Raw genomic sequence first — 14,314 nt, forward strand, 5'->3', positions numbered from 1 at the left:
ATAACTCCTGGGGGACAACAAAATTCTAACGGATGCCGGAACCTTGTTATACCCCCCGGAGATTACTTGTCCTCAGCCATCCGCCATTAGCGATTGATATTTGCGGCGCTCGCCCGCACTCAATTGAAGACCATACTTATCTACGATTGCCATAAACCGCTTGAGGTAAACTTGCTTGACCGGTCCATAGGGCGGCATCCACTTGTCCGGCCCTTTGTGGCCTTTACTTTGGTTACGACCGTCATCAACCAGCCATAAATTCTCGATGTCCTCAGCAAACCGCTGCTTTCGCTTGCGCGTCCAATCAGCTCCCCCGTGATCGTGCGCCCACTTCAGAGGCACAATATGTTCCACATCAAGATCTGAAGCTTTTACAAAGAAGCCGCCTGTGTAGGGATCCAGCCACAAACCGGTGTCTACTTTGCAGTGATTGGAGCGGGTATAGGTTACCGGGGACAGTGAATAGCGAATTAACAACTCATGGCGGGTATCCTGGCAATCCCGATCGGAATCAGACCACTTGGGCAGCCACTCCGCCCGATCATAGGACGCTGCAAAAGCGGAAAAACTGAAGGAGAAAACTACAGCAATGGAAAAAAGCTTAGAAACTGACCGAACGCTCATACATCAACTACCAATCAAACCAGAGCGCTAGGTTACAAGAAAGTGTGTACCAATTGTATGTGGCGGTTCAAATCAATAAGAAATGGTTCAAACGTTATACAAAACACCCCAAATGAAAAAATAGGGCTATAGCAAGGGTAATGAAGAGCAGGATATTTCGATCAATTTTTTTACACCTGATAAAAATGCCCTGCCTGATTAACGCTTGACAGGGCATAATTTATCAACGATAGATTTTGCTACTTGTCCAGCCCTACCGCTTGAGGGATATAGATTGCGTGCAACTGTCCTCCGGCCATCATTTCCTGAATCAATTGTGTAGTGGGACCATTTTTTTGGTCACGCACATTAAAGGAATTCAGGTAACTATCCACTCGACCTTCAAAATCATAGTGAAACTGGGTTGAACTCAAGAACCAACCATCACCCAGAATATCGCCCACATAAATAACCCCGGATGCTTCAGCATCGGTAGAGAGCGCAGCCTCTATCCCGGTATCATCCAGCCCACTGCGAACCTTGGAGGATTGTGAGTAGTATTGACGGTAGGGCTTACTCGCCACATGCTCTTCCAGCAGCATTTGGTATTCCTCCTCAGTAGGCTCAGCTTCCAATTCTCCACTTGCCAGCTGTTTCTCGATCTTCAGATCGAGCTCGTCTTCACTATCGCCAATAATTTCCGGGTTAAATTCGGCAACACGAATCATCTCTCCGGTTTCAGGGTCGAGAACGTAGATTGGTGAGTAATAATTAGATTTATCAAATTGCAACACCAAGCGAGTCTTATTATCGACACCAGCAACCGCTGCCATATTGTCGAAATTCTCATAGTTGTCAGTTATATCGCCATCGGATTTGCTACTCACTACTCTCTTGATGATTCCACCATCTGTTGGATTGGTGATATCCGCAAACTCAAGCTGGTATACACCGTACTTGGCTCCAAAATAAAAGCTATTGGGATCTAATGGGTCCCAATCACCATCTTCCGGGGAACGCCACTGGGAGACATCCATTCCAGTGGTATGAATGCGGAAGGCCTGCTGGCTCATATCGCGAATATCTTCTGGCTTCCCATCTCCGTCGGTATCCTGGCTGGAGAGTTGTACCAACTCAAACATCAATTCGTTATCCTCAAACAGCGCTCGATTGTTACTATCACTAAAATCAACCACCGGCGCGCCATCGCTATCCAGAACCCGAACCGCATACAGCTCACCATTGGTCAAGCCAGCCTTATCAACTTCACTGCCTTCATTAGTTTTTTCACCAACATAGACTGTGAGAAAACCTCCATTGCGATAAGCATCATCCTCATCACCCCGAGGCCGTTCATCATCGACAGACAGCAGTATGGTTTTATCCTGTGCTTTATAGTTGGGTACGATATTCTCAAAGCGAGATTTACCGAGTAGTGGCAATTCATAAGCATCACCAGCATTGTCTCCGGTTGTCAAAACAGCGATACCGCGTCCGATATAAATTTCCGATTTATCGTACTCGTAGACAGACTCGATCTCACTCTTGGCTCTCGCCTCACCACTGATGCTACCAAAAGCATCAAACCGCAACCCCTCATAACCACGCTTCTCAACCAAACCATCGTAGTAAGTTTTGAGGCTTTCGCCACCGTCACTCTCTTCGCCAGTCAAGAACATCCGCACCTGGGTGCCCTTGCCGCTTTCCGCATTATAGAAAGCAGTTTCAGCTGGCAGAGTTGCGGAGCAGAAGCGTTCGAATGCTCCCGTATTCAAAAGGTCCCCATCCGCATCAAAATAGGGTTTCATTTGTGTTACGTAGGTATATCCTGGAGATTCAGCAACCTCACCATCCGTGTCATACAGGGTACGCCGCCAGGCATAAACACCTTTAATCAGGTCCTCACCACCCTCAATTTCCCCGGTGGTTTTATTGATTACCCACTTTGAAATGAAGGTGCCTGTCGATCGGAGACTGCGATTTGAGTTCTCCAGCACCACCCCATCACCGCCAACAAAGTTGTAGTGCTCCTGGTTCATAAACAGGGTAAATGTATCGTCGTCATTATCCAGATACCCCAAACCATCGGGTTCTCCAGACAATACATAAAGGCCATCCGTATCCGCAGCATCGAGACTTGGGTGCTCCTCGAATATAGGAAGCATATCCTGTTGGGGAACGTTTTCACTGGAGTAATCGGTGGGGAGATAACCATTGCTGAGCAGATTAATTACCTTGACGTTTTCAGCCGTGGCGACAACATGTGGCACCTGCATTGTTGAGGGACCAATATTCGCAGCAACCTCAGAACCAGCAACTGACTCAAATAGACTGACTTCCTCAGGCACTTCCGGATCTGGAGTTACCACTACCGGATCATCATTATCATCACTGCAACCAGCCAAAATTGCCGGTATAGCGATAGCTAACGCTGCTCTTTTGAAAAATTTATGATTTTTCATTGTCACTCCAATGCGTTGATTCCCCACCCGAAGGCAGTTCCAGTTATAAAGGCGGCATAGAGTAGTTGTGCTAAATGACAGACTTAATAAGGTTTGATTACAGACGAAGAATAATTTAGTTCAATAAATTTAATTTTCTGCACAAAGCTCTTCATATGTTTCAATGAAAATCTCCCTCTCAGAAAACAACCTGGTAATTAATGGATGAAAAACGAAGACAAAAAAAATCCCGTACCAAGCGAATAGCAACTTGGCACGGGACTCTTAAATCAGCCCCCAATTAGGGCTAGCATGTTTTAAACGGATACAGGTTCGCTAATAGCCGCCTCTTTGCGTTTCTCTTTGGTTTCAGTTTCCCCGCCGATTACTTCGTTGGGTCTCACTTTGTGGAATACCGCATAGAACACAGGGATTGCAATCAGTGTCAACACCGTAGCAAATCCAAGCCCACCCATAATTGTCACCGCCATATCCGCAAAGAAAGCGTCGAACAGAAGCGGGGACATTCCTAAAATAGTAGTGACAGCGGCAAGGAATACCGGACGCAAACGGCTAACGCTGGCCCGTTGGATAGCTGTCAACCTCGGCAGTCCCGCATGAGTCTGAACCTCAATCTCATCCACCAATACCACGGCATTTTTAATCAACATACCAGACAAACTGAGGACACCGAGAAGAGACATAAATCCAAATGGTAATCCCGTCGCCAACAACCCGACAACAACACCGACGAGACACATAGGAACAACCAGCCAGATAATCACCGGCTCCCGAACAGTACCGAACAACAGTATCGACACCAGGATCATAATCAGGAAGCCCAAGGGTAAACCTTTACCTAACGACTTCTGCGCATCGGTAGAACTTTCGTACTCACCACCGAATTCAATCTTGAAGCCAGGTGGCAACTTCATTTCTTCAACCCAGGGACGTATACGGCCAAAGGCTGACATTGCTGTAACACCTTCAGGCGCATCCGCACTGATGGTAATAGTCGGCACCCTGTTGCGTCTTTGGATCAATCCTTCATCAGCGGTTAACTCGAAATCAGTAATCAACTGTCCTGCCGGAATATAACCCTGCTCATTGGGGCTCCACACCAAGCGGTCTTCCAGTGAACCCACCTGATTGCGATCTCCCTCTGGCATACGGGCAACAATAGGGATAATACGGTCACCGCTTTCAAAGTCGCCAACGGTGTAACCCGCAGTGGCAAACTGAATCATACGGCTGACATCAGCATTGGTAACGCCGGCAACTCGCGCCCGCTCATCATCCAGATGTGCGTGCAGAGTAGGCTCTCTGCTGCGCCAGTTGTGACGAATATCTTCCAGTCCTTTTTCGCGGAACTGCTGTTCTACACTGACTGCCATGGTACGCAGTGTCTGGTAATCCGGACCTGAAATACGCACTTCAACATCCGATCCGCCACCGGGACCAAACACCAATCGCTTGAAAGTAATCAATGCTTCCGGCTGCGCTACACGCAACTTCGCCTTGGCGCTCTCAATCAACTGAGGGATTTGCTCCCGGTTTTCAGTGCGAACAATCAACTGGCCATAAGACGCATTGGGTGGCTCGGGAGCATAGGTCAGCATAAAGCGATCGGCTCCGCGACCAGCTACTGCCGTCACGGAGACAACTTCATCCTGTTCCTGGAAGAATGCAGTCGCTTCCTGAAGCGCCTTATCAGTACGATTAATATCACTGCCCTGAGGCATGAAATAGTTAACATAAAAAAGTGGAGCATTTGAATTGGGGAAGAACCCCTGCTTCACAAACCCGAAAGCAAAGTAGCTGACCAGAGTCACCACAATAAGTACTGCAATGGTCAGGCCCCTGCGCTTCAAAGCTCCTGATAGAGCACCGGAGTACATATTGTAGAAGCGGCCATCGTAAGGATCTTCCGAGTCGGCTTGCTTACCCGGCTTAAACAGGTGATAGCCCAAGTAAGGGGTAATAGTAATCGCCAGTATCCAGCTGAGTAACAGGGAGATACCAATTACCGCAAACAGGGAGAAAAGGAATTCGCCAGTAGCATCATCGGACAGACCGATACCGGAGAACGCCATAATACCGATAATGGTCGCGCCCAGCAGTGGCCAGAAAGTCTGGCGGACTACACGCCTGGCAGCACTCTTAGGCTCTTCTTTTCTCTGAACCCCCATCAGCATCCCTTCGGCAACCACAATGGCATTATCAACCAACATACCCATGGCGATAATCAGGGCACCGAGAGAGATCCGCTGCAAATTCAAGCCAAACAGGTTCATGATTAACACGGTGCCCAAAACGGTCAAACCGAGGACAGTGCCAACCACAACACCGGAACGCCAGCCCATAAATACACAAAGTACTAGAGTAACGATCACGACAGAAGAAACCAGGTTAAAGAGGAAACCGTCAACACTCTCCTCTACTACCTGATGCTGCTCGTAGATAGGATGGATTTCTACACCCAGGGGCAATGCCTGTTTAATCTGCTCCAGCCTGGCCTCTACCGCCTTGCCAACGTTCACGATATTGGTATTTTCCGCACCGGCCACACCCAGCAGAATGGCCTGCTTGCCATCAAATCGGGCAATAAAGCTGGGGCTCTCATCGTAACCGAGAGAAATATCGGCGATATCACGGACGGCCAGCATCGCGGTAGAGCCGGGCACGCCGACGAGAATATTACGAATGGATTCCAGGTCACTCGCAGGATTGTCGACCAGTATACGGGTACGTAAATCCTGGCCTCCAATCTCGCCGACTTTCTGGGTCGAACTTTCAGATTGCAGTACCTGCGCTAAGTCATCCAGGGAAAAACCAAACTGGGCCAGGCGGGATTCATCAATATCCAGGTAAGCCACTTCGTCGATAATGCCTGAGCGGGAAACCTTGGCAACCCCCTCAACTCCCAGTAACTCCCGGCGAATCGCTTTGGTAATTTCACGCATTTCAGTCAGCGAAAACCCTTCTCCGGTAATCGCATAATAAATACCGTAAACCTCACCAAAGTCATCATTCACAACGGAGGGTAAAGCACCGCTGGGCAGATCACTTTGAGCATCGTTAACCTTGCGCCGCAATTCATCCCAAACCTGGGCAAGCTCCTGCGAGGCATACTGATCTTTGATTTCCACCCGAATTTCAGACATTCCCGGACTTGAGGTGGAAGAGACCTTGTCCAGCTGTCCCATTTGTTGGATGGCCACCTCAAGCTTTTCGGTGACCTCCTCTTCTACACGCTGGGCGCTAGCGCCTGGGTAGAAGGTGTAAACACGGGCTTCCTTGATCGTAAACGCAGGATCTTCGAGGCGGCCAATATCTGAAAGCCCCCAAAGACCACCGATTAAGCAAATCAGCATCAACAGCCAGCTATAAACTGGCTTTTCTATAAATATGTCAGAAATCTTCACAACATTTTCCCTACTGTTAACAGGGCCAGAGCTAACACACTAATTAGTGCTGTGCGTAATTGCGTACTTTTGCACCGTCATAAAGGTGCTGGCCGCCGGTAGCAACCAGTTTCATAGCAGGGCTAATGCCATCCTTAATCTGTACCGACTCACCATCAGTACGCCCGAGGGTCACGGAAGCTTTGGAAACAGACTGGTCCGCATTAATTTGCCAAACATAGGGCTTACCTTCCGGGCCAGTCTGCACTGCTGAAAGGGGAACCCACAGGTCACCACTCGCTTTATTCAACTTCACACTAACGCGAGCGGTCATGCCGGGAAGGATCTGTACATTTTCGGGGCGGGGCATTCCAAACTCGACAACGTAAGTCTGGGTAACGCTGTCTGCCTCAGCCTGGTGCTCACGGTAGGTAAGTGGGAATTCCTTGCCCGGCAAAAATTCAAACTCGGCGGTCATGGAGTTGACTTGCTCTTCATTAACCGTGGCCAACAGCTTTTCAGGCACGGAGATTTGAATTCGAACTTCAGAAATATTCTGCAAACGGACAATTGCCTGGCCGGCCTGGACGTTGGTGTAATTCTCTACCAGCTGGCGAGTCGCCAAAGCATCGAATGGAACCCTTAGCTGGGTATAAGCCAGGTCCTGCTCAGCACGTTCCAGGGTCACTTTAGCCAAGTCAAAGTTACTTTTCGTTTCATCCAGCTGCTGCTGTGAAATAACTTTTGACCCTGCCAGAGAGCGCTGACGATTGAGGGTTTTTTCCAGCAACTCTACATTTAATCGGGCTTCTTTTACCCTGCGCAGGTAATCCCGCTGATCAAGTTCTGCGATCAGGGTTCCCTTTGGAATAATTTCACCTTCGCGAATTGTGAGCTTGTCCAGCTTCCCACCAACCTGGAAAGATAGATCGACACTCTGCACTGCCTTAACACGACCGGCAAACTGTCGATCTTTGACCTGGTCATTACTGGCAACGGTAGCTACTTTCACGGGCCAGACGTGCTCTGCTTGCGCCTGCTCCGTCTTCGATTCGGAGCATCCTGCCAGAACTGCAACTGCTGCGATCAAAACGGCCAATGAGAAACGCGATCTTGGCGATATATTCATATTCATCATCCACAAACTGTATTAACTGGGGCTGATTTAGTTCAGGTCGGCAGAGAGCGCCAGCAGACGTCCCTGTAAACGTTCAATAATCGGGTCTTCAGACTCAACAACACCGAGTACGCGACCCAGGAACATGCCCTGGGCCGCCAGGATTAGCAGTTCCGCCATTTCCGGGTCACGATACGCATCGCAGATATCGCGACGCTGCTGCTCTTCTTTGTCTTTTACCGGCCCCAGCAACATGGGGTCTTCGGCCACGGCGGCAATCAGTGAGCGAGGCAGCCCCTTGTCGTCCTCCATCAATTCAAAAATGCTCTTCAAGCGCGACACCAACAAGCTGTCCCCGGAGGACACAAAAGTGGCAACACTGTCATCTTCACGAGCTATTGCCGCCTCCAGCATCGCCTTCAGGAGTGACTGCTTAGTTCGAAAATGATGAATCAAACCGCCCTTGCTGAGCCCGCACTGTGCAGCCACCGCATCCAGGGTCAACTTGCGCGCCCCGCGATCCCGGACTACTTCTTCTGCTGCTCGCACAATGGCAGCTTTGTCGACTCTCGACACATGACCTCCTGGGCATCACCAATCAAAACCAACCGGTTGGTCGGTATCTTAGCGGCAACATTTCAAAGGTCAAGCTATGCTACGCTCCCCCACCAGAAAACATGGCTAAAAAGTGTTGCGAGAGCGTTAAGCTCACGCTGGAGAGGTGATTTATGACGGATCGGTACTGCCCCTGTGGATCGGGCAAGCCCCTTGATACCTGCTGCGGACTCTATTTGTCGGGAAAGGCTTACCCCAATAATGCAGAAGCGGTTATGCGCAGTCGCTATACGGCCTTTGCAACCGGAAATTTTCGGTACCTGAAAAAAACCTGGCATCCCGACACCTGCCCAGAACTGCAAGCTGAGGATATTGAAACCCAGTGGACACAATTGGAAGTTATTAAGAGTAAGGCGGGACTAAAAAAGTCGATTGTGGAATTTAAGGCTTGGTATACAGAAAATGACCAAGAACACCTGATTCACGAAATTTCACTATTTAAGTTATTTAAGAAGCGCTGGGTATATTTGGAAGCTCTACCCAACTGGCCTGATGGGAAATAGGCTAGCAGAAAACACGGCTAGCTAAAGAGGCGATATCAAAGAAAAAATAGCAGCAAAGGCCTGGGGGCGGGAGTCACGCTCCCGCACCTCTTTACGCAGCTTCTGCTTGCTAGCGAAACGCCCCGAAGATTTTGCCTTTACGTGGGCACCTCCCTTTCTCATTAGCGGATTACGCGCAACGTAACTACGAATTTTTTCTTTCTTTTTCATAAAACTTCACCTTTTACTTTTTGTAGATCCATTCTTCCAAATATCTTCTCACTCAAAACTTGATTTGATACCTCCTTATTTACCCCTTGATACAAATTACCTGGCGGAGTCTGTGCACCACCTCCACAAGATCGGACTGGTTCTCCATCACCTGATCAATATCCTTATAAGCAGCAGGAATCTCATCCAGAACGCCCTTATCTTTACGGCATTGCACACCTTGGGTCTGATCTTCCAAGTCCTTTCTGGTAAAACGCTGGCGAGCCGCTGTACGACTCATTTTTCGGCCAGCTCCGTGTGCGCAAGAACAAAAAGATTCCTTATTGCCAAGCCCACGCACGATAAATGACTTAGCCCCCATAGAGCCGGGAATAATTCCCAGTTGATCTCTCTGAGCACTAATAGCCCCTTTGCGAGTCACGAACACATCTCTATCAAAATGGCGCTCGCGAACAACATAATTGTGGTGGCAGTTAATTGCCTCTGTAGTCAAAGTAAACTTTGGCAAGCTTACCTTCAGGCATCCAAGCACAAGCTTCATCATTTCCTGCCTGTTCCAGCGTGCATATTCCTGCGCCCAGTTAACCGCCTCAATATAATCGTCAAAATTCTGGCAGCCTTCCGAGAAATAGGCCAGATCCTTATCAGGAAGATTGTGCATATGCCCAGCCATATCCCGTCGGGCCAACTGGATAAAATGCTGACCAATAGCATTGCCAATCCCTCGACTCCCCGAATGCAACATCACCCAGACAGCACCACTCTCATCAATACAAATTTCGATAAAGTGATTGCCACCCCCTAATGTACCCATTTGGGTCACCCAAGTTTTTTGTGGTTGATGCAGCTTCTTCAGTAACCCTGGATGCTTTGAAAACAATCTATCCACACCGGGAGCTAAAAGTTTGCAGGCAGATTCCCTGGCGCTGATCAGTTTATGTCGTCCCTGACCAACCGGCACTTTCACCTCAATGGCGTCCCGCAGTGCTTTCAGATTGTCTGGCAGCTGATGGGCTTGTAGCGAAGTTCGCACCGCATTCATTCCACAACCAATATCCACCCCAACGGCAGCAGGAATTATCGCACTTACCGTTGGGATCACCGATCCTACCGTTGCCCCCTTTCCCAAATGCACATCCGGCATAGCAGCAACATGGGAGTGCACAATCGGAAGCTGAGCAATATTCTTTAACTGTTGCATTGCCTTGGGCTCGATATCATCGGTATAGATTTTTACCGGTACCGTGCCAGGCGGTGCATTTCGATTTAACACTGTTTTTACAGGCATATTTTATCCCTGGATTAATCCACTTAACTGAAACGGCAATCCAAGCTAAAACAAAAAAGCCCCGGCACTTGCCAGGGCTTTTAGGAGGTCTGGCTTGGAAAGCAATATCACTTTCCAAGCTCAAGTGCGTGAAAAGCGATTAAACAAATAAACTCTTGATATCTACATTTCGCATTTCACGGCTCCTTAGTGGTGCGATCCACTTCAAAAATACTGCCAACTAGAATGCCAATCTTGAAACCAGATCAGCAATGGAATTTAGGTGCAGTTTATTCTCATTTGGTACCATGTCAAGCCTGTTTTTGGTCTATCGATAAAAATTCTACCCTGAATTCACTGACCAACTTTTACTTTTCAACATAGCTTGAGGGCTCACTATGCCATAAAATCGTGTTACCGAAATTACAGTCCAGTCGCCACACCCCCAAAATGACCACTCAAGAACCTACCATTCTCTTTGAAGACGACTACTTACTTGCCGCTTATAAACCAGAGGGGTGGCTTGTTCACAGATCGGAAATAGACCGCCATGAAAAGCGTGTACTTTTGCAATATTTGAGGGACCTATGTGGTAACTTTCTTTATCCAGTACATCGACTGGATAAGCCTACCTCCGGTGTTATTATTTTTGCCAAAAGCAGCGAGATTGCTGCGCAGGTACAGCAGCAGTTGGAAAGTGATTTATCATCAAAAAAATATATTGCTGTATGTAGAGGATATAGCCCGGAAGAAGGTATCATTGACTATGCCCTCCCCGTTGCCGACTTCAAACACCAGAGGAAGCGACCGAAAACGGATCTGCCACGTCAGCAGGCTGTTACATTGCACCGACGCTTGGAGACTATTGAGTTACCTTATGAGGTTGACCGCTACCCGACCAGCCGGTATTCCCTAGTAGAAATCCAATTGAAGACAGGGCGGCGCCATCAAATAAGAAGGCATTTCAAGCATATCCATCACCCTCTAATTGGCTGCCCGAAATATGGAAAGTCAACCCATAATCGTTTCTTTGCCAACAGACTTGAGTGCTCTCGACTGCTTTTGCATGCATCTGAACTCAAGCTTGAACATCCGGTGAGTGGTTCTCAGCTGAAAATACAATGCGAAATACAGGGAAGTTTCTTGCAATTAATTCAGCGATTTAAATGGCAACTTTAATTTATAAAGCCTCCAAGTTACTCAGAACCCCTCAAGCCAAGCCTTACATAGTGCATGGGGCGACCTGCCCAGGATAGGAGCACAATGGCGCTGAATAAATAATTTCCGATGTGCAGCAGGCTGAGCTTCCGCCATTTAATTGGCCGCACCCAGGGCCGCCACAGGCCCCACACGAGCTGGAACAGCAAGCTCCCGACCCACTGTATATTCCAGCTTTCTCATTTTCGCATACAGCGCCCTTAAGGCCATATATCTTTCTCCCTTGCTTCACTGAAATATTGTCAAAGTAGGCATAGACTTTTTTGGAGGGTGACCACAAAGCTGAACTACCGCCATGAAAAGTACTGAACTGAAATTTATCAATAGCTACCCTATCACTACCAGTCAGTCGTAACCCTTGTTCCTCTACAATTTTTTTGCCATTTATAAATAGCTCGATATATCCGTCAGCATTATTTGCACTGCTATTTAATTGCACAAACAACTCAATCCGATACCAAGTATCCCGCTCAAATCTAAAGCTGTCATTCCCTTGATACCCATCTCCACACCGAGCGACTCTATCCTGATGATAGGTATAGAGCCCGACCCTACCCTCCGCACCAAACTTAACCCGCACACTCCAACTCTTCGGATCGATAGGTACGCATCCTGAAGCCTGCCCCCCACCAGCAAGACCGTGTAGCTTACCGCCCTTAACAAATTCGAAGTTCCGATGAAACTTCACATCGTAAGCGAGAGTTGCCGATGAAACAGATTTGGCTAATTGGGTTGATGTACTAATTCTCTCAGAACCCTTTTCATAAGGAATATACTGAGCTTCCAGTGCATACCCATTACCGGGCATTGGAATTAAATTTAAATGCTGATCATCAAACGTTGCCAGTGGTTGCAAATCAAAAGTTCTTCGCAACAAGGTAATATCGGTATATTTCATGTAGGGGATCCCAACCCGATATCTACCAGAATTTGAAATTGCACTGAATCTGCCTTGATTTGATGAAAACCCGTATACATAGATCTTCTTTCTTACAAATTTTTTCATTTCCTCATAATTCAAATAGAACTTGAATCCATGGGGAACGCCCTGGGTATCACATATATTGGCAATTCCTTTTGACGACGCCTGATCAGCTCTGGAAATTTTTATCGGAAACCCGCTTCTACTATCCCCACCTAGATAAAGACCAACAGAAACTGACTTGAATACTCCTTTCTGACAAGCCCACCCAGAAACAACCAAGCCTCCCCCCAAATATTCAACCCGATCAACCCTACCGATCATCTGGGCGAAATCCTGATTACCTGTACTAAATGAAAAAAGAGTCACGAGTAAAAACACAGAAAACATCTTGAATAATACCCGACAGCATTGACATCACTATTAAATATAGAAGCTACTTGTTCGGATGAGCGAGAGCACACACAGTCCAAGACAACTATAAGAGAGCGCGAAAATAAATGTGAAAGGCTTGCAAAGACTCCCGCCGCCTTGGCGGAATAATAATGGATTCAAGGGCGTTTAACGCCCTTTAGAAACTTGAGGGAAAAATATTCACTAAGATGAAAGACGCTAGTCACGCCAATGAGGGGAGAGAAACTAAGGTCAGTGTTCAGAATTACCGTGAGAAGCCTCTTCTTGAGATTTACTGCGAATCCCAAAGAGCCCCTTGCGCTCAGTTTTACCTTCCGGCTCCGGCTGTAGAAAACTGCGCAATTTATCTTTTTCCCACATGGCATCCTGATAGCCGAGATCGATAAGTTCTTCGATATATGGCCTTTCAAATAATAAATAACTGGCTGCAGAAACACCGCCACCGGGATTGGTCGCACCCGTTGAGCGGAATAACCAGCGTAGCGCCGAGGGAAGGTGACCAAGTTTTCTGCCACTAAGACGCCCTAAACTCTGCGAGGGCTCAATAACAACCGACTCTACCGAACGCAACAATTTCAAATCGGAATGATCTGTTGGATCCACATAGTCAAGTAACATATTTACTCGATCCAGATGCTCCAAGTCCGCCTCTAAGCTATCGATAAATGCGGCATTGAATAACTGAGCAGCTATTTGCGCCATCGAAGGGGACTCCATCTGCGCAGGACTGTTGCGACTCCCCCAATGGGCTGGAGAACGGTTGTCCGACACACCCACCACAAAGACACGCTTGGCACCGAGATGCAGTGCCGGACTAATCGGGGCCATCAGACGAATGGCACCATCGCAAAAATAAACCCCATCCAATTTGACCGCCGGGAAAATGGCAGGAATTGCTGCTGATGCCAATAGGTGGTCCGAGGTTAATTGAGTGGGCACTCCAAAGCGACGAAACCGCTGCCATCCTTTAACATTCTCCGCTCCCTGAAAAAAGCTGACGGACTGCCCTTCACTATAAGAAAGCGCATTAACACTTGTGGCATGCAAATGCCCAGCCGAAATATTTTTTTGAATATTGTCAAAGTTTATCTCGCGCTCAACCAAGCTGCGCAGCGGACTGTTATCCAGGAGCGCCAAAGGTTTTTGTCTACCCACACCTTGGTTCAAGAGCGAACGACTGATAGAAAACAGGTTTCCAAGTAAACTACGCCAACTGGTGCGATAAACCTGCTCAACACTAAGCTGCAACCAAACTGAGCACATTCTGTCGACAGCTTCTTTAAAGGTGCCTGTATGAGAGGCGAGAAGCATTGCGTTCATCGCTCCTGCAGAGGTGCCACAGATTATTTGAAAGGGCCGAGGATTATCTTCTGGAACCAATTCCGCAAGCGCCCTTAAAACACCCGCTTGATAGGCAGCGCGCGCACCTCCCCCAGAGAGAACCAGAGCGTTACGCTGGCCAGGTTTGTTACTTTCACTGTTACTTGTCGACAAAGTTTTCTTCCAATACAACAAGCCCGCAAACAACAGAGTCCGCTTAAAGGCTATTGAGAAAAATGCCCATATACAACTCAGTTTCAGAGTTGTCGGGGATATTTGG

General features: G+C 47.9%; 11 protein-coding genes. 2 read left to right on the forward strand and 9 right to left on the reverse strand.

Annotated features, from left to right (window positions below):
• Positions 1-72 precede the first annotated feature (72 nt).
• From P0078_RS05150 to P0078_RS05170, 5 genes are all read right to left on the reverse strand, one after another.
• Positions 73-624: a GmrSD restriction endonuclease domain-containing protein gene (locus P0078_RS05150; RefSeq protein ID WP_282933405.1), complete on the reverse strand. Its 552-nt coding sequence runs from the start codon at positions 622-624 to the stop codon at positions 73-75.
• Between the two features lie 239 nt (positions 625-863).
• Entirely contained in the window at positions 864-3,065 is a 2,202-nt protein-coding gene (locus tag P0078_RS05155) for a hypothetical protein (protein ID WP_282933406.1), read from the reverse strand.
• A gap of 296 nt (positions 3,066-3,361) precedes the next feature.
• Positions 3,362-6,469 carry an efflux RND transporter permease subunit gene (locus P0078_RS05160; RefSeq protein WP_282933407.1) on the reverse strand — a complete coding sequence of 1,036 codons (3,108 nt, stop codon included), beginning with the start codon at positions 6,467-6,469 and terminating at the stop codon, positions 3,362-3,364.
• Positions 6,470-6,512: 43 nt separating this feature from the next.
• On the reverse strand, positions 6,513-7,577 hold the full coding sequence (locus P0078_RS05165) for an efflux RND transporter periplasmic adaptor subunit (RefSeq protein ID WP_282933408.1): 1,065 nt from the start codon (positions 7,575-7,577) through the stop codon (positions 6,513-6,515).
• A 36-nt stretch (positions 7,578-7,613) separates the two neighbouring features.
• Positions 7,614-8,141 (reverse strand): TetR/AcrR family transcriptional regulator, encoded by a 528-nt coding sequence (locus P0078_RS05170; protein WP_282933409.1) that lies wholly within the window; start codon positions 8,139-8,141, stop codon positions 7,614-7,616.
• A gap of 152 nt (positions 8,142-8,293) precedes the next feature.
• Here P0078_RS05170 and P0078_RS05175 point away from each other — a divergent pair, with 152 nt between their 5' ends.
• The gene (locus P0078_RS05175; protein WP_282933410.1) at positions 8,294-8,683 is read left to right on the forward strand and encodes a YchJ family protein; all 390 of its coding nucleotides are present in this window, start codon (positions 8,294-8,296) and stop codon (positions 8,681-8,683) included.
• A gap of 21 nt (positions 8,684-8,704) precedes the next feature.
• On the opposite strand, the gene P0078_RS05180 is transcribed toward P0078_RS05175, so the two are convergent.
• Positions 8,705-8,893, reverse strand: coding sequence for a hypothetical protein (locus tag P0078_RS05180; RefSeq protein WP_282933411.1), 189 nt, complete (start codon positions 8,891-8,893; stop codon positions 8,705-8,707).
• Between the two features lie 79 nt (positions 8,894-8,972).
• A complete protein-coding gene (locus P0078_RS05185) occupies positions 8,973-10,181 on the reverse strand; it encodes an RtcB family protein (protein ID WP_282933412.1) in 1,209 nt (402 codons plus the stop codon).
• 429 nt (positions 10,182-10,610) lie between these two features.
• On the opposite strand from P0078_RS05185, the gene P0078_RS05190 reads away from it, so the two are divergent.
• Positions 10,611-11,339, forward strand: coding sequence for a pseudouridine synthase (locus tag P0078_RS05190; protein WP_282933413.1), 729 nt, complete (start codon positions 10,611-10,613; stop codon positions 11,337-11,339).
• A 43-nt stretch (positions 11,340-11,382) separates the two neighbouring features.
• Here P0078_RS05190 and P0078_RS05195 read toward each other — a convergent pair whose 3' ends face one another.
• Complete coding sequence (locus tag P0078_RS05195; protein WP_282933414.1) at positions 11,383-12,276, reverse strand: polysaccharide lyase; 894 nt, start codon at positions 12,274-12,276, stop codon at positions 11,383-11,385.
• 669 nt (positions 12,277-12,945) lie between these two features.
• Entirely contained in the window at positions 12,946-14,208 is a 1,263-nt protein-coding gene (locus P0078_RS05200) for a patatin-like phospholipase family protein (RefSeq protein WP_282933415.1), read from the reverse strand.
• Positions 14,209-14,314: the final 106 nt, after the last annotated feature.

It is taken from the genome of Microbulbifer sp. VAAF005 (assembly GCF_030012985.1).
Classification (GTDB): Bacteria; Pseudomonadota; Gammaproteobacteria; order Pseudomonadales; family Cellvibrionaceae; genus Microbulbifer.